The organism is Sphingomonas paeninsulae, assembly GCF_003660165.1.
Classification (GTDB): Bacteria; Pseudomonadota; Alphaproteobacteria; order Sphingomonadales; family Sphingomonadaceae; genus Sphingomonas_O; species Sphingomonas_O paeninsulae.
On sequence record NZ_CP032828.1, the window covers coordinates 806,713 to 827,651 of the forward strand.

Genomic DNA, 20,939 nt, shown 5'->3' on the forward strand with positions numbered 1-20,939 from the left:
ACTCTCCCGATTCAAATCTCGACGGTAATCTTGCCAAAGTGTGTGCCACTTTCCTGATGACGGAACGCGGCGGCCAGGTCGGCGAGCGGAAACGCGCGATCGAGGACGGGCCGGATGCCGGTCGCGTTGATTGCGGCGATCAGGTCGATTTGATGGCGACGACTGCCGACCGTAAGGCCTTGAACACGCAACTCTTTTTGCATCAGCATCGCCGTCGTGACCGGACTGCGATATCCGCTAAGAACGCCGATCATGGCGATGTGCCCACCCGATCGCGCGGCAACCATCGACTGATCGAGCGTCCCCGACCCTCCGATTTCCACCACATGATCGACCCCGACACCCCCCGTTACCGCCAGCACTCCCTTGCCCCATTTCTCTTGAGTCCGGTAATTGATCAGATGGTCCGCCCCGAGTGCTTTCAGTCGTTCCAGCTTTTCGTCCGATGATGACGTCGCCACCACCGTCGCCCCCATCGCCTTGGCAATCTGGAGCGCAAAGATCGAGACGCCACCCGTACCCTGAACAAGCACCGTGTCGCCTGCCTTCAAGTGACCGTCGACAACCAGAGCACGCCAGGCGGTTACCCCCGCACAGGTCAGCGTCGCCGCTTCGGCATGGCTGTAACCGTTCGGCGCGTGCGTGAAATAAGCGGTGGAAAGGACGACGTCCTCGCGCGCATAACCATCGACACCATCACCCGGAACTGCGTCGAAGCCTGAACCCCGTCGCTGTCCATCCACCCAGTTTGGGAAGAAGGTCGAGACGACTGCATCCCCGACCGCAAAGTCTGTGACCCCGCGCCGATCGCCACCACTTCGCCGGCGCCATCGGACATGGGCACGCGGTTGTCCGCCGTAGCGATGGCACCGGTGACAACGGCATAGTCATGATAGTTCAGCGAGCTTGCCCGGATCCTTACCCGAATTTCACCTGGACCAGGTGTGCCTGAGTCCGGCATATCGACCAGCGTCAGACTATCGAGGGTTGCAGGCAACCGAACTTGAATCGCTTTCATCGCAGGCTCCTTGAAGGTGGAATGGTCAGGCGAGGCCGGATTCTAAACTCGTTCGACTGGCATCACCGAGTTGCGAACCGCCATCGCAGTCGAGGATCGTGCCGGTGAAATAGGCCGCCGATTCACTGCTGAGGAAGACTGCTGCCTCGGCCACTTCCTCAATCTCGCCCCAGCGCTTCAACGGAATGCGCTCAAAATAGGTGTCATGATCGTCTGTATTGGGCGCGAGGCGTGCCATGCCTTCGGTTCCCGAAATTGGCCCCGGCGAGATGCCGTTGACGCGCACATCCGGACCCCATTCCATCGCAAGCACGCGCACCATCTGGTTGATTCCGGCCTTGGCGGCACAAGCGTGGACCTGCAATGGCTTGGCATTGACCGCTTGTCCGGCAGTAATCGCGATCAGCGATGCGCCGGGTTTGTTGAGTAGATCGTGACACCCGCGGAACACATTGAATGTGCCGATCAGATCGATGTCCACGACGGTTTTGAAGCCGTTGGCCGACATACCGAGTGCTGGCGCAAGAAAATTGCCCGCTGCTCCCGACACGACGACATCGAATGCACCATTCTTTTCGGCGGCTTGCTCCATTGCGGCGCGAAGTGCGGCATAGTCGCGCACATCGGCGGTCAGGCCGAGGGCGTCGTGACCGATATCGGCAGCGGCGAACGCCGCTTTCTCAGGGTTGCGACCGAGGACTGCGACCTTTGCGCCCAAATCGGCGAACCGTTTGGCAATGCCAAGATTGATGCCGCTGGTACCGCCAGCGACAAACACGCTCTTACCTTGGAACAAACCGTCTCTGAATGCACTCATATGCCAAGCCTCTTCATCTAGATACCATACCAAACCGTTGGGGGCTTGCATACCGAACACTGTTCACTATTCAAGAGCCATGGCACTTTTGCTCACCGAAACACAGGTTCAGGACGTTCGCGACCGTATCCGCACGGTGGCGGAACGGCAGTTCGCCGCACGCGGTCTGGTTGCCACTTCATTGCGTTCTATCGCTGCCGAATTGGGCTGGGCTCCCGCTTCGCTCTATCGCTATTTCCGTAACAAAGACGAATTGGTGGCGACGACGCGAGCCGCTGCGCACGATCGTTTTTCACAGCGGATCGAGACGGCTTATGCACAGCCCGGCAATCTGTGGGACCGATCCCGCGCGCTCGGCGAGGCTTATGTCGATTTCGCGTTCGAGGAACCTGCCGCTTATCAGTTGATCTTTGCGCTGGAACAGGCCGACGGCTGCAAACCCGCCGAATTGCGCGCCGCCGAAGAAAGATCGCGGCGGACGTTGACAGGGTATCTGGAGGACATGGTTGCTGCAGGTCTGCTGGAGGGCGATCCCGCACTGCTCGGCCATGTCTATTGGTCCGCAATTCACGGCCTGATCGTGCTTCAGATGGCGGGCAAACTGAAGCCTAGCTTGCCGTTCGATACAATTCGGCATGAGATTACGCGGTTGCTGACGCGCGGCGCGCTCCCCGCACCCCGCTAGGCTCTTCCGCGACCGGGCGAGTGGACGCTGCCAGTCGCACCCGATAGTCCGTTTAACCAACAAGTACCCGTGGAGAAGGCATGACAGAAGAAACCCCACCGCTCGTTCTGCGCGACGATGCAGGCGGCGTGACAACGCTGACGCTTAACCGGCCCGAAAAGCGCAATGCGCTGAACGTCGATTTGTTTGTGGCGCTGGACGCGCACCTTTCGGCGATCGAGCAGGAAACCGATACGGTCGGGGTCGTCGTCTTGCGTGCCAATGGGCCAGTATTTTCCGCTGGGGCGGATCTGGGCAAGCAACAGCGCGCACCGGTTAAGAACTTTCAGGGGCTCACGATCGAGCGTTTGGCCAATCTGCCGCAGCCGGTGATCGCTGCCGTCCATGGCCCTTGTTTTACTGGTGGGCTGGAACTGGTGCTTGCTGCCGACATCATCGTCGCCGCCGAATCCGCGCGGTTTGCCGACACCCATGCCAAATGGGGTCTGGTGCCGGGCTGGGGCATGAGCCAGCGACTGCCGCGTCGCGTCGGCGTGTTCAGGGCGCGCGAGATGATGTTTACGACACGCGCGATCGACGGACGGACTGCCGAACAGATCGGACTGGCCAATCTGTGTGTCGCCGATGACGCATTCGAAGCTGAACTGGCATCGTTGGTGGCGGATATCGTCGGGCTGTCATGGCACAGCCATCGCGGCAACAAGCGCCTGTCGATCGAGACGGCGGGCATGGAGCTTGCCCAGGGCCTTGCTCATGAAAGCTATCGCGGGCCGGGCATAGCGCCCGATTTTGCCGAGCGTGTCGGATCGACCTTCGGCAAGCGCTGAGCGTGACGCCAGTTCCCGTCCATTGACGTAAGGGCGCACCTGTTGGACTTAGCTATATAAGTCAGGCTCCCTTGTCTGAGTCGCCTATTCGCGCATCCGACTGGCGGGTATGATAACAGGTCGAGAATATCGGCCAATATAAACGGAGAGCCAATCGGTGTCGCTTCTAACCTTCGCTCGGAACACGCCGGATAAGCCTGCCTTGATCGCCGCCGAGAGCGGGGAAGCTACTGATTTCCGGCGACTGAACGAGGAATCGATGCGCCTTTCGCGCGTATTGCGTCGATCATTGGATGAGGGCGCGCGCGTTGCCCTGCTGATGGAAAACACTCCCGCCGTTTATGTCGCGGCGTGGGCGTGTCGAAGGTCGGCGCTTCGACTGGTGCCGGTGAATTGGCATTTGAGCCGCGACGAGGCCATTTATATCGTGACAAACAGCGACGCCGAGGCGCTGATTGTGTCGCCCGGCATGTCCGAACTCGCTCTCGAAATCGCGAAGGCGATCCCTGAATTGAAGGTTCTGCTGACATCGGGCGACGCGTTCGGATCGTTTTCCAGCGTCGATGCGGCGATCGCTGCTGAGCCGATTGAACCGTTCGGGATCGAAACCGAAGGCAGTTATATGTTCTATTCCTCGGGAACGACGGGCCAGCCCAAGGGGATTTTGCGCTCCCTGTCCGGAGAATCATTCAATACGCAATCGCGCATCGAAACGATGATGGCAGGGCTTTTCCAGTTCGACGATAACGCCGTATTTTACTCCCCCGCTCCGCTATATCACGCCGCGCCGCTTGCATGGTCGATCGGTTCGCAAGTGCTGGGCGGGACCACGATCGTGCCTCACAGGTTCGACGCTGAGGCGACGCTGGCGCATATCGAACGTTACCGGGTTACCAATGCCCAGTTCGTGCCGACGCATTTCGTCAGGATGCTGCAACTGCCCGAAGAGGTGCGGGCGAAATACGACGTTTCCAGCTTGCGCATGGTCGTGCACGCGGCGGCCCCCTGTCCTGTCGACGTCAAGGAAAAGATGCTCGAATGGTTCGGGCCGGTGATCTACGAATTCTACGGGTTGAGCGAAGGCGGTGGCTTTACCATCATCCGGCCCGAGGAGTGGGTGGCGCGCAAAGGCACCGTGGGACGTTCGGTTACGGGGCCAATCCATGTAATCGACGACGCTGGCAATGAACTGCCGCGTGGCGAAGTCGGCCATTTGATGTTCGAAAACCCCGAGCGCTTCGAATATCACAAGGAGCCCGGCAAGACCGCTGAGTTCTTTGACGCGCGGGGCTGGTCGCGTCCCGGCGATATGGGCTGGATGGACGAGGATGGCTATTTGTTCCTCGCCGACCGGTCGAGCAACATGATCATTTCGGGCGGCGTAAATATTTATCCGCAAGAAGCCGAGGCGGTGCTGACACTCCATCCCGCGATCCGCGACGTGGCCGTGATCGGCATACCTGATAAGGAATTCGGTGAAGCTGTGAAGGCGGTGGTCGAGCTGATGCCCGGCGTCGTGGCCGACAATGCGCTGGCAGACGAACTGATCGAATATTGTCGTGCCCGGTTGTCGAAATTCAAATGTCCCAAGACAGTGGATTTCACCGATGTGATCCCGCGCCTGCCGACTGGCAAGCTGTTGAAGCGAGAGCTGCGCAAACGCTATTGGGGCGATGGTCCGAACCAGATCATGGCGTCCACAACGCCAGAGTCGGCCGTATGAGCGAGGCCAATATGCTGACGCCAGAGATGACACACGGATCGACACTTGCGGGATTCATACGCACGGCCATGCGACGCTGGCCCGATCGCGAAGCGCTGGTCGGGGGCGGCGTGCGCTGGACCTATGCCGAATTGGGCGCGGAGGCAAACCGGTTTGCGCGCTATTTCAGGAACTGCGGGCTGAAGCGGGGCGATGCTGTTGCATTGCTATCGGGGAACACGTCGGCCGTCATTGCCGCGACGCAGGCGGTTCAGATTCTGGGACTGCGCTACACGCCGTTGCACCCAATGGGATCGGAGGACGATCATGCTTTTGTGATCGAAGATGCCGGGATCACGACCCTAATGGTCGATGCCGATGCTCATGCGGTACGGGGTCGGACGCTAAAGGCTCGGATGGGGCTGAAGCGCGTCCTGACATTCGGGCCGAGCGACTTCGGTGACGATCTGGTGGCAGGCGCGGCTTCCTTCGACGGCAGCGACGTACCGATCGAGGCGCAGCCGGAGGACATCACCAGTCTGAATTATACCGGTGGAACGACCGGGCGGCCAAAGGGCGTGGTCCATCGTCATCGCTCGACGGTCGCGATGATGACGCAGGAACTGGCTTTCTGGGAATGGCCGCAGGATGTACGCTTCCTTGTCGCCACACCGCTCAGCCACGCGGCGGGTGCAATGATGACGCCGACGCTGGTCAAGGGCGGCACGTTCGTCTTCCTGAAAGGGTTCGACCCGGCGGAATACCTTGCAACCATCGCCCGCGAACGGATCACCGCGACGTTTATGGTGCCGACGATGCTGTACGCGCTGCTCGATTATCCCGGCATCGCCGATGCCGACCTGTCGAGTTTGGAAATGCTGATCTATGGCGCGGCACCCGCATCGCCCGCGCGACTGGAACAGGCGATCAAGGTTTTCGGGCCAATCCTGTGTCAGCTTTATGGGCAGTCGGAAGCGCCGCAAACAATCTCCTATCTCGCCAAAGCCGATCATCTGATCGCTGGCAGGCTTGGTTCGTGCGGGTTGCCGGTGCCATGCAATCAGGTGCGCCTGATTACGCCGGACGGTCGCGATGCGGACCAGGACGAGCCCGGCGAAATCTGCTTTCGCGGACCAACGATCATGGAAGGTTACTGGAGCCGTCCCGAAGAAAGCGCCGCAGCATTTCGCGATGGCTGGTTGCGCACCGGCGATATCGCACGGCGGGATGCCGACGGGTATCTGCACATCGTCGATCGCAGCAAGGACATGATTATCACCGGCGGCTTCAATGTGTACCCGCGTGAGATCGAGGACTGCCTGGCCCAGCATCCCGCCGTCGCGATGTGCGCCGTGGTTGGTGTCCCCGATGACAAATGGGGTGAGGCCGTGAAAGCAGTTGTGGTGTTGAAGTCAGGTGCGATGGTCAGTGGTGAGGAACTGGTAACCGCTGTTCGCACGGCGAAGGGCGTGCATTATGCGCCGAAAATTATCGAATTTGTCGAGAGCCTTCCGCATACCGCTGTTGGGAAGCTCGATCGTAAAGCAATCCGAGCTATGAGCTGGCAAGGACAGGAACGGCTCGTTGGGTAGCGATGACTATCCCGTCGCCGCAGTTCGGCGAACAGGACGCCGCTGTTCCGACTTAGCGGCTTCGGTCGCGGCGTGAATCCACTCGCTCACAGTCTCACCGCGTTTGATACTGATTTTTCGCGCCAATACCGCATCACCGGCAAGGATAGCATCACACAGTCGTCGCTGAATCTCGAGCCACAGTAGCCGCCGGGCGATCTCTTTGCGGTAAAGGTTTATGCGGCGATCGAGCTGACCGAAAGAATAGCTGATCCCCATAAACAGCAAAAGTACAGGGTCGCCGGTCATGCGCGCGATCAGATCGTTCAGACGAACTTCCGAAGCAACCGTCTCGCTCGCCGGCTCTTCTCCCGGACGCCGTGTTTCCAGATCCGCCCGGAATGCCTGCAATTCGGCGATGAGTGCGGGGTCTTCGCACGATGCCGCCAACGTGGCGGCCTGCGGATAGATCAGACGACTTGCGTCATGGATTTGCTCAAGCGTTGCCGATTGCAGTTTGAGCCACAGTGCTGGCGCCTGTATCGCGTCTCGTGCACTGGGACGTGCCGCATAAAACCCACCGCCCGCACCGCGCCGGACTGACAATAATCGATCGTTTTCGACAACCTTGGCTGCCTGACGCAGCGTTGGGCGGCTGACCCCGAGTATCTTGAGGAGATCGGCCTCGGCACCAAGATAGTCCCCGTCTCCCGCTGCAATACTCATTTTAGTGAGCCGGACTGCGGTATTCGCAACCATCGACATTGGTGCAATCACAGATTGCTGCCCCGTCCGATGGTCATCCTGATTGATCATGCCCGTCTGGTCCTAGTCCTGCGATTGAGGCCGACATCGCAATTGGGCACGGGCTTGGCAAGGCCGATGGAGAAGGTTTTCTCCTCCATCGGCCTGCTCATTCGCCGGATTATTTACCGAAGCGAGCGGTCAGCGTAATGCCGTACGTCACCGGTTCGCGGATCTGAGTGGAAACATATGTGATGCCCGGCACATAAAGCGCAGCAATTACTGCACGATTATTGGTGATGTTCCGGCCGAACACTGCAACTTCATAGGCATCGTCGCTGAACGATACCGCCGCGCGTGCGCTAAGAATGCCCGACGCAGGAGCAGTCGTACCCGCAATGATGATGGCATTATTTGGATCCGCCGGATTGTTATAAGGTTGTACGGCCTGTTTGCCCTGCCACGAATAATCGGTGTGGAGATGGAGACGGGCAGAGTCGAACTGATGTTCATAGTCGCCCGACAGGCTGAACTGTTCGCGCGACACGCTATCGAAACGCTCCTGACGACGATCCCCGTTGAGATCGCTGTACTGCAAATATTTCGGACGAGTAAGCGTTCCTGTTGCTCCAGCAGTGAAGCCCTGGAAAAGCCGCGCGGTCAATTCAGCCTCAAGTCCGTAGAAACGAGCCTTACCCGCGTTTGACAGTATCGATGCGGTAACACCCGGAGCCACGTTTTGCAGAGTGGTGCGCTGAATATCTTTCACCGTCGTGTAATAACCCGACAGGTTGAAACGCACGCGCTTTTGCAGGAACTCGCTTTTTATTCCCGCTTCCTGCGCATAGGCGATTTCCGGTTTGAACGGGATAAACGCAGCGGTTCCGCTTGCACGGAGATTCTGACCGCCCGACCGAAAACCCTTGCTCGTCTTTGCATAGGCGAGAATGTCGGGGGTGATCTTATAATCGAGACCTGCGGTGTAGGACCAACCGCTGAACGCATCAGAGCGCGACAACTCGCAATTGGGAGCCGTGAGAGTCAGGATCTGGCAGCCGACGACACCCGTAGAGCGCATCAACGTCGTGTTGTTGATCGTCAGACCTTTTACATCGCGTGAATAACGCACGCCGCCGGTGAAGGTCAGGGCTTTGGTGATGTGATAGCTCGCCTGCGTATAGGCACCAAGGCTATGGTTCTTGATGTCGCCACGGAACAAAGTGGTACGCGGATTGAGGGTCGGAATCGTAATTGACGCTGACTTATCGACCCCGCCTTCGTCGAAATACAGGGCACCTGCCGCGAAATCGAGCGTGTCATCGAGCATCTTGCCAGTGACCTGCAATTCGCTTGAGAATTGATGCAGGTTCTGTGATCCGGTGGTCGTATGAATCGGGATCGGCGAACCGTCCAGATCGAGCCGTGTCAGCGCGTCCACCGTGCGATAGCCCGATATCAGCTTGACCGCACCGAAGTTGGTATCCTGCGCCAGAGTGAGCAGATATGTATTGGTCTTGTTCTTGACACGCGGATCGACGTTCATTTGAACTGCGTTGGGATCATTTGCGAGCGTTGCAATATACGCGTTGGCAGCAGGCAGTCCTCCCGCCGTAATCGCGGCCGAACTGCCGGGCTGAACGAAAAACAGCCGGCGGCTCGTGTTAGCGACGTCGAGATTGTAATGCTCGTATGACAGGAGCGCGGTGAAGCTGTCATTCGGAGCGATCAGCAGTTTTACCCGACCGGTCCAGCTGTTCTTTTCATCATAGCCACGGTTATTGGCGGTGTCATGTGTGTAGGGATCGCGCGTGTTCATCACAAACGCGCCTCGAAGCGCAGCTTTTTCGCCCAGTGGTACATTCAGGATTGCGGTACCGTCGATTTCGTTGAAGCGGCCATAGGTGCCCTGCACCATTCCGCTGAACTGACCGAGTTTAGGCGCGTTGGTTTCAAGAAGGATCGCACCGCCTGTCGTGTTGCGACCGAACAGAGTACCCTGTGGCCCCTTTAACACTTGCATGCTGCTGACATCGAGCAAATCTGCGTTGATGCCATAGGCCCGTGCCCAATACAGACCATCGACATAGGTACCGACCGAAGGATCGAGTGTTGCAAGAATGTCGGTTTGCACCTGGCCACGCAATGTCATCACCAAACTGCCAGGCGACGAAGCCGATTCATGAGCCGTGAGACTTGGCGTTACGCGAGCAATGTCAGAGATACGGGTCGCATTCTGATTGACCAGCGTCTGTCCCGAAAACGCAGTAATTGCGATTGGAACATTCTGCTGGTTTTCGGCAGTCTTACGCGCGGTAACGATAATGTCGTCGAGTCCCTGATTGGAGTCCTCGGCAGTTATTTCGGCAGCCTGTGCATATGCGGCGCAAGGAATCAGGCCGATAATTGCAACAGTGGCAAGCATCCCGCAACGCAAGCCCAGCGAAGTTTCTCGAATCGAAATGGATTTCATGGTCATAATTGACATCCCCCAAGCTACCGACCTCTGAATTGGGCGGTAGCGGGTCAAATAACGTCATACCTGAAATCGCGCAAGTAAGAGATATCTATTCGAATATCGCTTAATAACTGATACTTCATCAGTGAAGTTGATAGAGCGCCTTTATAGCTGTTTTCCGAGGGATATTCCTCCTGGAAACGCATAAAAAGATCACCGAGTAAACCACTAGTTACCTATTTGAGAGGTTTAAAGAGTTGCTTTCCCTCTACGGGATCATTGCCATGTCGGCCGGACTAATTCACGGAAATACACCGTCCCACCAGCCCGAGCCGGTGAGCCAAACAAACCATAGGAGTTCAATACGTGAGTGGTCCCGATGGTTTACCACCCGGCCTTAATGCGGCCGGGTGGGCCGTTAAATCAGGCAGCAACCCTTTCGGCCGGAACCACCATCAGAGGATGCTCGAACTTGAACAAGCGCGCGGCATTGCGGCCCAGAATGTCGAGCTTTTCGTCGTCGGTAATGTCGATGCCCTCGAATAGCTTACCAATCACATCCTGCGTGTGCGGGAACGTGCCCTCTGCATGCGGATAATCGGATGCAAACATAATCGACTGCGTTCCCGTCACCGCGCGCGATATAATGCAGGCACGATCATGCTGGAATGAACAGGTCACCTGACGCCGGATGATTTCACTGGGCATCATCGACAATTTGGGGCGTACGAAGATATCGTGCGCGATATAAACTTCGTCCATCCGTTCGGCGATCGCGGCGAGCCAGCTTGCGCCGCACTCGATCACAGCGACCTTCGCTTTGGGATTGCGATCGAGCAGGCCGCCGGCAACCATATACATGATTGCCGTGATACCGTCCGACATCTGCGTCGAATAGTTGATGACCGCAGCACCGGGGCCACGCTCGCCGATCACGGTTTCCGCACCGGTGCCGGTGTGGAGAACCAGTACGATGCCCAGCTCACCCGCCAGATTGAAAACAGGATCCCACGCCACGTCGTTATATTTGGGAATGCCAACAGGTGTGATTGAAGGCAGCATCGCGGCGGTAAAGCCCAACTTGGCGATCCGTTTCAATTCGACCAGCGTACCATTGAGGTCACGAACGGGCAGCACGCCACACCGGACGAAGGTATCGAGCCGTCCGCTGAAATATTCATTGTTCCAGTTGTTGTAGATCTCGCACTGCGCAAGCTCGGCTTCGGCATCGTCGATTGCGTACAGCCACAGGCCAAGACTTGGAAAGGCGATCTCGGCATCGATGCCGTCCTTTTCCATGTCCACCAATCGGCCTTCCAGATTGTGGATGCCAAGGCGGGTCGTGCCGCCGAAGTCGGGATTTTTGGCAAGTCGCAGACGAAAGATGACCTTGTCATCCGTCCGGGTAATCATCGTGTCCTCTTCCTTGACGACGCGAACCGCATGTCGCTTCAGCGACGCGGGCAGGCCGTCAAGGAACAGGCTGTTGGGTTCGCGAACATGGCTGTCTGCGCTGAAAATAAAGGGTTTCACGGGTCATCTCTCCTCTGGCGTGTCGCTTACGCGACGATGCTAGCTCAAGGCCGCGACGGCGCAGGGCAGAAGCGACTCACCCGAATAGATACCCCTTTGTAAAAGCACAGGCAATAGGCCGCGTATCTAACGACCTCAGAGGCGGATTTGCTGGCCGTCGTCGACCGCCACAATCTGTCCACGAACATAGCTTGCGGCATCGGACAGCAGGAACAGCCCGACCTTTGCAATTTCCGATGGATGCGCGACGCGATCGGTCGGGCGGCCGCTGGCAGCGCCCCACTGTGCCATCTGTTCGACGGACATCAGCGGCTGCATCCCTTCGGTTGCAACAGTCCCCGGCGCGATGGCATTGACGCGGATGTTCTGGCCCGCAAGTTCATGAGCGAGGTTGATCGTCAGGCCATTCACGAAAACCTTGGAAAGCGAATAGATCCCACTCGCCTGATAAGCCCCGATCGAAGACATGTTAACGATCGCGCCGCCACCACGCGCGCGCATCGCCGGTACGACCGCACGTGCCATGTACAACATGCCGTGGCTCATCACCGCGAGGATCTTGTGATAAACTTCCAGATCAATGTCGACCAGCGACCGATGCGCTGCTGCACTCAGCAACCCCGCATTGTTGACGAGGTAATCAATCCCGCCGAACCGATCGACAGCAGCCTTTGCACAAGCGTTGCAGGCGTCCGTCGAACCGACATCGGTCGAAACGAAAGCAACCCGGTCACCAGCACCAATCTCGGCAATCGTCGCCTCGGCCACGGCCTGATTGACGTCGGCGATGACGACGCTGGCGCCAGCTTCTGCCAGTAACCGCACATATTCGCGGCCCATGCCCTGTGCGCCACCGGTGACGATCGCGACTTTACCCTGAAATTCCGACATCATGCTCTCCTAAAAGACGTGACGCCGCTCTTGACGGGGCCATCGTGCTCGATCTGAAAGCCACAAATTCTATGCTCCCGGGCAGCATGTCAACCGCTATTTACATCTGCCCGCCCGATGGCTTTTCACGCGATGCCCTGAACATCGTCACAAAGGCTTCGGTTTCGCGCGCAAGGATGATGTTGGGATCATGCTCCCCGCATTGCCCAGCAACAAAGCACGTGTCAGTTGCATCTGCAGGACAGGAACAGCGGCGAGTTTTTTACCCAGTTCAAGTGCCGCATCGAGCAGGCCGTTATCGGGCACGACGCGCGTGACCAGCCCGATCTCCCGCGCCTCGACCGCGGAAATCTTTGCGGAAGACAAACAGATATCGACCGCGCGGCCATAACCGACAAGACGTGCGAGCAGCGCTGTAGCACCCAGCTCGGGCAATGTGCCAAGCGAGAGAAACGGAAAGGAAAAACTGGAACTTTCCGCCGCGATCCTGATGTCGAGCGGCAGGATTTGGGTCGCGCCCAGACCTATCGCAGCACCGGCAATCGCGGCAATGGTCGGCTTGGATCGGGCGATCAGGTGCAGCCAACTGGTGTCCTGCGCCATCGAAATGGTCGCAATGTTGGGGCGATGGCCCGTTATCGGATCGCGTGGTTCCGGATCGGCCCTGAAATCTGCGCCCGAGCAGAAAATCGGCCCGGCGTTAGTGAGCACGATCGCGCCGACCCCATCGTTTGCATTGGCGCGCTCGATAGCGGCAACAATCTCTCGGTACATTGGCGCATTCCAGGCGTTACGCCGTTCTTGCCGGTCATATGTAATGACCGCGACTTGGCCGCGTTCTTCGTACTGCAACGTCTGATAGGTCATTTTTCCTCCGCCGCTGTCTTGGCTCATTGGTTCGGGCGCTTCGCAAGCGCAACAAGTAGCGCGGCAACGTCGGGCAGGATCGGTTTAAGCGACGCACTGCGTGGCACGTCATCGACGATCCGAAACACCACCGGCACCTGATAGGGAAGTAACCGATCGCGCAGATAGGCAATCAGATCGGCCTCGGTCGGAGCCTTTGCCCTTGCCCGCAGGATGATCGCCGCACCGGGAACCTGCCCAAGCCGCGCATCGGGAATTGCGACCACGACAGCCTCTCGGATTGCCGGATGACTTTCGAGCGCTCGGACGACATCGTCGGGTTGCACCTTGAAACCACCGCGAATGATCGCACTGTCGGCGCGGCCCGTGATCCACAGGAAATTATCGGTGTCGATTTTTGCCTTGTCGGTCGTGCGCAGCCAGTTGTCGGGATCGGGAAGCTGCGGCGATTTCAGCTCCAGCACCCCTTCGGTCATCGGCGGCAGGATCGCGTCCGTTTGGGGGTCGACCACCCTGCCCTCGACGTCGCGGTGTAATCGGCCCGCAGCGCCACGCTTGTCCGCATAGTGTGCCTTGAAATCGGGCAGCGACCACCCTGCAACTGGCCCGGCAAATTCGGTGGCTCCGTAATTGGCGAGCACTGGAATACCGTAACGCTCCCAGAATGCGTCGATCACATCGGGTTCAACCGGGGCTGCGCCTGCGGTCAGCACGCGCAGGCTCGCCAGATCCTCCTTCGGCACTTCGGCATCGAGGATCATGCGCAGCCCCGCAGAGGTCGCGCCAGCGACAATCGGCCGATATTTCGCCACCGCTTGTCGCCACGGCTCGACCCGGAATTTCTCCAGCAGCACGGTCCGCCGACCGCTGGCAATGCCATTGATCGCGCCCCAGACGCCGCCGATATGCGTCAGCGGTGCGATCAGTATCTGTACGCCGGATCGCAGTTGCGGCACGATCTCACCATTGCGATTTGCCTCGTATCGGAGCGCGGAATCAAAGCTGTGCTGAAACGCATTACGGGTCAGGGCCACACGCTTCGGCTTGCCGGTCGTGCCGCTCGTCAGCATTTCGATAATCACGTCGGCGCTCGCTTCGCGCTGTGTTGCCATCGGCGTGCGCGACCGCAGGATGCGTGCCGTGCCCGACCAGCTTTCGGGAAGCGCGATGATCGCGGTACCGGTTTCGGCCAGCGCCTCCATCACGCCGGGACGGTCGAGATCGGCCTGCTCCGCAATTACCAACGGCAACGCCAGCGTGCGTAGATCGTCCGAAACGGCGATATCGGGGTATAGGGGATTGACCGTCACCAGACAGGCATCGGCGATCAAAACCGAATAAAGCGCGCAAAGTTGTGGAAGGCGGTTGCGCAGCATGACACCGATACGCGCTCCCGTGGGGAGTTGCATCTCGGCATAAAGCGCGCGCAACGTATCGACGCGTTCGGACAGGTCGCCCCAATCCAGCCAGCGCCCTTCCCATTCAATGGCATCCGCCGACGAATCGATCCTTATGACCGCGTCGATCAGTGCGCGTACATTTGTCACGCGCGCTCTCCTGTTGCTTGATTTCGCTCGCCCATATTCCATTTACACTCCGATTGGACAACCATGATCACCCTGGCTCGTGCGGACGCTTGCATTTCATCCGATTGGACTCCAAATCGCCGCACCTATATTACCTAGTTTCCGTGGTGAAGCATTTTAGGCGTGACAATAGGTACCCCTTTCGCCAATGTCTTTTTTAGGCCAAACATGGTTCTGCGTCGGAATGTGAAGGAGCGAGGGTGACTTGGGTCAATCAAGATAAATGCGCGATCGTCGGAGTCGGTGCGACCGACTATTACGTTCGGGGCAAGAGCTGGCCGCGTACGATCAACGATATGGCTGGCGACGCGATTCTTAAAGCGTGTGCCGATGCAGGCATCTCGGTCAAACAGATCGACGGCTTTGCCTATTATTCGACCGCGGGCGCGGGTTATCTCGACAAATTCGATACCGCGAGCCTGATGGAAACGCTCGGCATCCCGAATGTCAGTTTCTCAGCCACGCTTACCAGCGGCGGCGGCGGTTGTGCCGGTGCACCCGGACTCGCCGTTGCGGGCCTGATGAACGAAGACTGCAAGTACGTCGTTACGGTGATGGCGCTTCAGCAACTGCCTCAGCATCGTCTGGGCGTCGTGTTCGGCGCATCTGCTCCCAATGCGGAAAACAGTTTTCTCCAGCCATCGGGGCTTGTCGGTCCCGGCCACCTGATGTCGGTACTCGCACGCCGTCACATGCATTTGTACGGCACCACCCGTGACGCCTTTAAGGAAATCGTCCAGGCGACGCGGGCGAATACCCACAACCGGCCCAAGGCGATCCGCAAGAATCCGCTGACGGATGAGGAGTACTGGAACTCGCCGATGCTGGCGGACCCACTCTGCCGACTGGACTTCTGCCTGGAAACCGACGGTGCGGTGGCCGTCATCACGACCACGACCGAGCGGGCGAAAGACTGCAAGCAGCCGCCTGCGCTGATCCACGCCGTCGCGCATGGGGGATCACGCGAATGGGGCCGCGCCTTTGCCTGGATGGGAATGCCCGATCCGGACTTCGCATCCTCAGGTCATGAATTCGTTGCCAACCGGCTATGGGAGCAGACCGGACTTACCGCCAAGGATATGGATGTAGCGCTGCTCTACGACCATTTCTCCGCGATGGTGCTCATGCAGCTCGAGGATTACGGTTTCTGTAAAAAGGGCGAAGGCAACGATTATGTGCTGGGTGGCAATATCCGTTACGATGGCCCCGGTAAAAAGGGTGGCGGTGTTCCCGTGAATACCCATGGCGGCAACCTGAACGAGTGCTACATTATTGGCATGACTCATGTCGTAGAGGCAGTCGAACAGGTACGCGGCACTGCGATCAACCAAGTGGAAAACGCCGAACTGGCGCTGGCAACCGGTGGTCCGGCGAGCTTGCCGGTCAGCGGCCTGATTTTGAGGAGGGCCTGATGGTTTACGGCGCCGCACGCGCATTGCCCGGCACGGGCATACAGATAACGACCAATCCCGACACCGAACCCTTTTGGGAAGCCGCCAAGGAGCATCGCCTGACGGCGTGCCAATGCGGCAACTGCGGGCATTTCCGTATGCCGCCGACGGCCTATTGCCCCGAATGCCAGTCGACCGAAAAAAAATGGCCGACACTGCCGGGCACTGGAACGCTGTTCAGCTATGCGATCTGCACCAAGGACCCAAAGACCGGTGAGCCGTATGTTTATGTGCCTGTCGTCGTCGATCTCGATGGTGCGCCGGGGACGCGGCTGGTCAGCAACCTGACCGGTATCGATGCGGACGATGTGAAAATCGGCATGAAATTGACCGTGGATTGGAACCCGATCGAGGGCGATTGGGTGCTGCCGGTATTTAGGCCGGGGGCATGAGTGGGGCGATGACGTTGGAGCGGGGGGTGACGGTCGAGCCGGGGGTTGCCAACCTCGACTATTTCGATCCGCAGATCGAGACGTTGCCCCGTGATAAGCTGAAAGAACTCCAGCAATTCCGGTTACTTGGCCTGCTGCCCTATGCTTATGAGCGTTCGGGTCTGATCCGTCAGGTGTGGGATGCGGCGGGGGTTCATCCGTCGCAGATCACGTCGCTGGCGGACTATGTTGCCAAGGCTCCGTTCATCGATAAGGACGCCATTCGCGCGTTTCGGGACGCAAATGACGACCCTTGTGGCGGTATTCGCATCGCAGATTACACCGAAATCCCCCATGTTGGCTTTACTTCGGGCACAACTGGCGATCCGACACCCGTCCCGAACGGCAAGGGCAGCGCGATCGAGGCCGAAATCCTGCGGGAATTCTGGCACGTCGGCGGACGTCCGGGCGACTATATTACTTATCTGATGTTCACGTTCCGGGGCGGTATCTCGCGCACCAGTTTTCTGGGTGACGCCGGTTTCACGCCCATCACGGCCCCGCATGATCCCGCGATCCTGCCGCTGATCGTTGACGCGATCGAGCAATATCGCCCGACGGTGCTCTACATGCTGTCCACGCCGATGATGATGGGGCTGGAGGCTTATTTCGAAAAGTCCGCCAAAGACCCGCGTAATGTTTTCAAGTCGATCAAGGGCGCAGTTTTCGGTGGTGAGCCGATGAGCCCGCGCTTCAAGGCGCTCGCCAAAAGCTGGGGCCTGGAGATTTTCGACTATACGACCTTTGGCGACGTCACCGGCGCTATGGAATGTCGTGAGCATAATGGCTTTCACGGGTGGGAAGACCTTGCGCTTGCGGAATGCCTCGACGCCAATGGCAATGAAGTTGCCGACGGTGAAGTCGGCGAGCTTGTCGTCACCGCGCTGACCGATCAATGGGCACCGCTGATCCGTTTTCGCACCGGCGATCTCGTCAAGTTCGACCGTAGTCCCTGCCCGTGCGGCCGCACTCATCTGCGGTTCTGGACACTTGGGCGTATGGGCGATCAGACGCTGGTTCAGGGTGTGTCGGTCCTGCCGCGCGACATTCAGGGCATCGTCGAACAGCAGCCCGAAACCCGCGCCGCGCTGTTCCAGATCATCCGGCCACAAGCCGAAATGGAAGTGCTGCGCCTGCGTGTCGGTTATGATGCCGCGACCGGCAATCCGGCGGGCCTCGCCAAACGTCTGACCGACAGCGTTACCGCCGCGCTGAAGGTGCCTTGTGAGGTCGAACTGGTGCCGAACGAAGAGTTGTTGAAGCTCGGCCCGCCACAGAAAATCCCGAGGGTGACGAAACAGTGACGGAAACCATGACCCTGCGGCCCAGTGTGGTCGCGCAATATAACGACAATGGCGTCCCCCGGCTGCTGCCGGTCAGCGAGCGCGAAGTGGGGCGTGCCGAGTCCTTCTATCGCCGGGTACTGGCGAGCGACTGGAATTTGCGCGGCCGCTTTGGCCTTATCATCGGGACACAGGGCGATGCATCGTTCCTTGCGCCGCTTGAACGGATGCTGATGTCGCGCGGCGTCGTAATCGTCAATTCCGAAGCGAATTCATGGGATGGTGCCCGGACCGAAGCGACGATCCGGCGTTTCGACGTGGCGCTGGTTGCGGTCGTTTCCGGTATCGTTCTCGATGCGATCGGCAATGCGGGTTTCGATCCGGTTGAGCTGTTCCAGGGCAAGATCGTCTGGGCCAGCGGCGAGGGCTATACCCGGCTTCAGAGTGCAAAGGGCATCGACCTGCGCCGCTGGATCAATCTGGGTCCGGCGGTCGCGATCGAAGGGCGGCACGGTGGCGGCGCGCATGTCGATGGTCGCGAATGGAATATCGAAGCGGAGGGCGACACGACTTATGTTTCCAGTCGGCTCGACCGGGCGATGTCATTCAGCCGCTTGCCGGTAAATCTGTCCTGCACGATCAATGATGCTCCATGCCCCGGAGGTGCGCTGGGTCCGCGGATCGTCCTTTGATCCGTCTGGCTGGAAGCAACGGCATCACGCTGGCCGCTGACGAAGCGGGCGACCGTGGTGCGCCCGCCGTCATGCTGCTGCATGGTGGTGGCCAGACGCGCCATAGCTGGGGCCGCGCGGTCGAAGCTTTGGCGCGCGATGGTTTCCACGCGATCACAATTGATCTGCGTGGACATGGCGACAGCGACTGGGCTTCAGACGCCGATTATTCGCTCGGCGCGATTGCACAGGATATCCGTGAGGTTGCCGCCACCCTGTCCGCGCCACCGGCACTGGTCGGTGCGTCGCTCGGTGGGCTGGCATCGCTGCTTGCTGCGGGAGAAGGCGGTCCGTCGGTCGCGCGTGCGCTCGTTCTGGTCGATGTCGTACCACGGATCGAAATGGCAGGCGGTGAGGAAATTCGCGATTTCATGACGGGCAATCCGCATGGCTTTGCCAATGTCGAGGAAGCCGCCGATGCGGTTGCCCGATACCTGCCGCACCGGCCACGCCCGAAGAATACCAGCGGCCTGTCCAAGAACCTGCGGCTGCGCGACGATGGCCGTTATTACTGGCATTGGGACCCGGCCATGATGGGCACCGAGGGCGTCAATTTGCGCGCAGTCGATCATCACGAACGGCTGGAAATGGCCGCCCGCGCACTCACCGTCCCCACGCTGCTGATCCGGGGCGGCCATAGTCGCGTCGTCAGCATGGCGGGCGTCGATCAGTTTCGCGCCCTGACCCCCACAGCGAATTCGTTAATATCGAACAGGCCGATCACATGGTCGCAGGCGATGCCAACGACGCCTTTAACGCACCATTGCTCGATTTTCTGGAACGGAGCCGATGAAACAACACGCCGCGCTTGCCCCCTATCTTCCGGTGCACGCCTATGGCCTTGGCGACCTGTTGTACGAACAGGCGCGCAGTCGTCACGACATGATCGCGGTTATCGATGGCGATCATCGTTTCACCTACGAACAGTTGGATGAACGTGTGAACCGTCTGGCGGGCGTGTTGCGCGCGCGCGGCGTCGGCAAGGGGGACCGTGTCCTGTGGTTGGGCCAGAACAGTTTTCGTGTGCTGGAGGCGCTGTTGGCGTCGGCGCGCGTCGGAGCCATTTTCTGCCCGGCGAACTGGCGCGCGGCTCCTGCCGAACTCAATGTCATTCTGGACGATTTCGACCCCGCCATCGTGTTCTGGCAGGAAGCAGAGATCGGCGACGCCAATCGTGCGGCGCGTAAGGGGTGGAAGCCCGAGAGCAACTGGATTTGCCATGATGGTTGTGCTGGCGAGGACAGTTACGAAGAACTGCTGGCGTCCGCCGATCCCGAAACCGAATTCGCGCCGGTCGAGACATCGACGCCTCTGCTCGCCATCTACACTGCTGCATTTTCGGGGCGTCCGGGCGCGGCGCTGCTCAGTCATGAATCGCTCATCATCATCGCATGGCTGGCGATGCAGGGGCAGAGCATCGACGAGAAATCAGGCTATCTTGTGTCTGGCCCGATGTTCCATGTCGGTGTGTTGATGGGGACGCTGGGGACTTTCCTTGCGGGGGGACGCAATGCGTTCGTGCCCCGTGTCGAGGCGAACCAGTTGCTCCAGATGATGCAGGACGAAAAACTGACGCACGCTTTCGTGCCGCAGCCAACCGTCGTCCAGATGCGCGAAGCCAATGCAGGCGGCAAATACGACGTCAGCAGCCTGTTCTGCGATGCCGAGCTTTCCGACTGGTCAATGCCGATGGTCATGCCGCGCGATGCACCTGCGATGAAAAGCATGGGTGGATACGGCCAGACCGAAATCGGCGGTCTGGCCGCTGTAGCTTGGATGGGTGGCACCGGAGCCGGACGCCCGGTCCCCTTCGTCGCATTCAAGATCGGTGACGAGCAGGGCAATGAATTGCCGCGCGGCGAAGCGGGCGAGATTTTCGCACGCGGACCAATCGTGATGTGCGGTTACTGGAACAGACCCGAAGAAAACGCCCGCCGCGTCGTCAACGGATGGCACCGGACCAACGATCTGGGCAAGCGCCTGCCCGATGGCAGTATCGCCTTTGTCGGTCCCAAGACGACGATGATCAAAACGGGGATCGAGAATGTTTACCCGGCCGAAGTCGAATCCGCGCTGCGCAGCCATCCGGGCGTCGCCGACGTTTGCGTGATCGGTGTGCCAGATCCGAAATGGGACCAAAACGTAAAAGCCGTGATCGTGCGCAAGCCCGATACCGATTTCCCGGCCGAACATTTCATCGAGCATTGCCGCGCGCTCATGGCGTCTTATAAAAAACCAAAGATCATCGAGTTCACCGAAAGCCTGCCGAAAACGCCGGTGGGCTTCGTCGACAGGGCCGCAGTCGATGCGGGCTTCGGCGGTGGTGGATATCCAAAGGTCGGCTAAG

Annotated in this window: 17 protein-coding genes and 1 pseudogene; 10 read left to right on the forward strand and 8 right to left on the reverse strand. The window is 59.2% G+C overall.

Annotated features, from left to right (window positions below):
• Positions 1-11 precede the first annotated feature (11 nt).
• A pseudogene (locus tag D3Y57_RS05165) lies at positions 12-1,018 on the reverse strand (zinc-dependent alcohol dehydrogenase family protein).
• 25 nt (positions 1,019-1,043) lie between these two features.
• Entirely contained in the window at positions 1,044-1,835 is a 792-nt protein-coding gene (locus D3Y57_RS05170) for an SDR family oxidoreductase (RefSeq protein WP_121151940.1), read from the reverse strand.
• A gap of 79 nt (positions 1,836-1,914) precedes the next feature.
• Here D3Y57_RS05170 and D3Y57_RS20055 point away from each other — a divergent pair, with 79 nt between their 5' ends.
• The 4 genes from D3Y57_RS20055 to D3Y57_RS05195 all read left to right on the forward strand — a co-directional run bounded on the left by D3Y57_RS20055 (position 1,915) and on the right by D3Y57_RS05195 (position 6,641).
• Positions 1,915-2,520, forward strand: coding sequence for a TetR/AcrR family transcriptional regulator (locus D3Y57_RS20055; protein WP_162986973.1), 606 nt, complete (start codon positions 1,915-1,917; stop codon positions 2,518-2,520).
• A gap of 80 nt (positions 2,521-2,600) precedes the next feature.
• Positions 2,601-3,347, forward strand: coding sequence for an enoyl-CoA hydratase/isomerase family protein (locus D3Y57_RS05185; RefSeq protein WP_121151944.1), 747 nt, complete (start codon positions 2,601-2,603; stop codon positions 3,345-3,347).
• A 157-nt stretch (positions 3,348-3,504) separates the two neighbouring features.
• A complete protein-coding gene (locus tag D3Y57_RS05190; protein ID WP_239025756.1) occupies positions 3,505-5,070 on the forward strand; it encodes an AMP-binding protein in 1,566 nt (521 codons plus the stop codon).
• Positions 5,067-6,641 carry an AMP-binding protein gene (locus D3Y57_RS05195; protein ID WP_239025757.1) on the forward strand — a complete coding sequence of 525 codons (1,575 nt, stop codon included), beginning with the start codon at positions 5,067-5,069 and terminating at the stop codon, positions 6,639-6,641. The genes D3Y57_RS05190 and D3Y57_RS05195 overlap by 4 nt, the downstream gene beginning before the upstream one ends.
• Before the next feature lie 6 nt (positions 6,642-6,647).
• Here D3Y57_RS05195 and D3Y57_RS05200 read toward each other — a convergent pair whose 3' ends face one another.
• The 6 genes from D3Y57_RS05200 to D3Y57_RS05225 form a co-directional block, all read right to left on the reverse strand.
• The gene (locus D3Y57_RS05200) at positions 6,648-7,346 is read right to left on the reverse strand and encodes a FadR/GntR family transcriptional regulator (RefSeq protein WP_162986974.1); all 699 of its coding nucleotides are present in this window, start codon (positions 7,344-7,346) and stop codon (positions 6,648-6,650) included.
• Between the two features lie 199 nt (positions 7,347-7,545).
• On the reverse strand, positions 7,546-9,840 hold the full coding sequence (locus D3Y57_RS05205; RefSeq protein WP_162986975.1) for a TonB-dependent receptor: 2,295 nt from the start codon (positions 9,838-9,840) through the stop codon (positions 7,546-7,548).
• Between the two features lie 402 nt (positions 9,841-10,242).
• Positions 10,243-11,352, reverse strand: a complete 1,110-nt coding sequence (locus tag D3Y57_RS05210) for an amidohydrolase family protein (RefSeq protein ID WP_121151950.1) — start codon at positions 11,350-11,352, stop codon at positions 10,243-10,245.
• A 135-nt stretch (positions 11,353-11,487) separates the two neighbouring features.
• On the reverse strand, positions 11,488-12,246 hold the full coding sequence (locus D3Y57_RS05215; RefSeq protein ID WP_121151952.1) for an SDR family NAD(P)-dependent oxidoreductase: 759 nt from the start codon (positions 12,244-12,246) through the stop codon (positions 11,488-11,490).
• Between the two features lie 144 nt (positions 12,247-12,390).
• A complete protein-coding gene (locus D3Y57_RS05220) occupies positions 12,391-13,110 on the reverse strand; it encodes an enoyl-CoA hydratase/isomerase family protein (protein ID WP_239025758.1) in 720 nt (239 codons plus the stop codon).
• A 23-nt stretch (positions 13,111-13,133) separates the two neighbouring features.
• Positions 13,134-14,657, reverse strand: coding sequence for a class I adenylate-forming enzyme family protein (locus D3Y57_RS05225; RefSeq protein ID WP_239025759.1), 1,524 nt, complete (start codon positions 14,655-14,657; stop codon positions 13,134-13,136).
• 239 nt (positions 14,658-14,896) lie between these two features.
• Between D3Y57_RS05225 and D3Y57_RS05230 the strand changes: the two genes are divergently transcribed.
• The 6 genes from D3Y57_RS05230 to D3Y57_RS05255 are packed head-to-tail and all read left to right on the forward strand — an operon-like array spanning position 14,897 to position 20,938.
• Complete coding sequence (locus D3Y57_RS05230; protein ID WP_121151957.1) at positions 14,897-16,108, forward strand: thiolase C-terminal domain-containing protein; 1,212 nt, start codon at positions 14,897-14,899, stop codon at positions 16,106-16,108.
• On the forward strand, positions 16,108-16,539 hold the full coding sequence (locus tag D3Y57_RS05235; protein ID WP_121151960.1) for a Zn-ribbon domain-containing OB-fold protein: 432 nt from the start codon (positions 16,108-16,110) through the stop codon (positions 16,537-16,539). The genes D3Y57_RS05230 and D3Y57_RS05235 overlap by 1 nt, the downstream gene beginning before the upstream one ends.
• Positions 16,536-17,882 (forward strand): phenylacetate--CoA ligase family protein, encoded by a 1,347-nt coding sequence (locus D3Y57_RS05240; protein ID WP_239025760.1) that lies wholly within the window; start codon positions 16,536-16,538, stop codon positions 17,880-17,882. Before D3Y57_RS05235 ends, D3Y57_RS05240 begins: the two co-directional genes overlap by 4 nt.
• An 8-nt stretch (positions 17,883-17,890) precedes the next feature.
• On the forward strand, positions 17,891-18,553 hold the full coding sequence (locus D3Y57_RS05245; RefSeq protein WP_162986976.1) for a hypothetical protein: 663 nt from the start codon (positions 17,891-17,893) through the stop codon (positions 18,551-18,553).
• The gene (locus D3Y57_RS05250; protein ID WP_347400366.1) at positions 18,550-19,527 is read left to right on the forward strand and encodes an alpha/beta fold hydrolase; all 978 of its coding nucleotides are present in this window, start codon (positions 18,550-18,552) and stop codon (positions 19,525-19,527) included. Before D3Y57_RS05245 ends, D3Y57_RS05250 begins: the two co-directional genes overlap by 4 nt.
• On the forward strand, positions 19,418-20,938 hold the full coding sequence (locus D3Y57_RS05255; protein ID WP_347400379.1) for an AMP-binding protein: 1,521 nt from the start codon (positions 19,418-19,420) through the stop codon (positions 20,936-20,938). Before D3Y57_RS05250 ends, D3Y57_RS05255 begins: the two co-directional genes overlap by 110 nt.
• Position 20,939 lies beyond the last annotated feature (1 nt).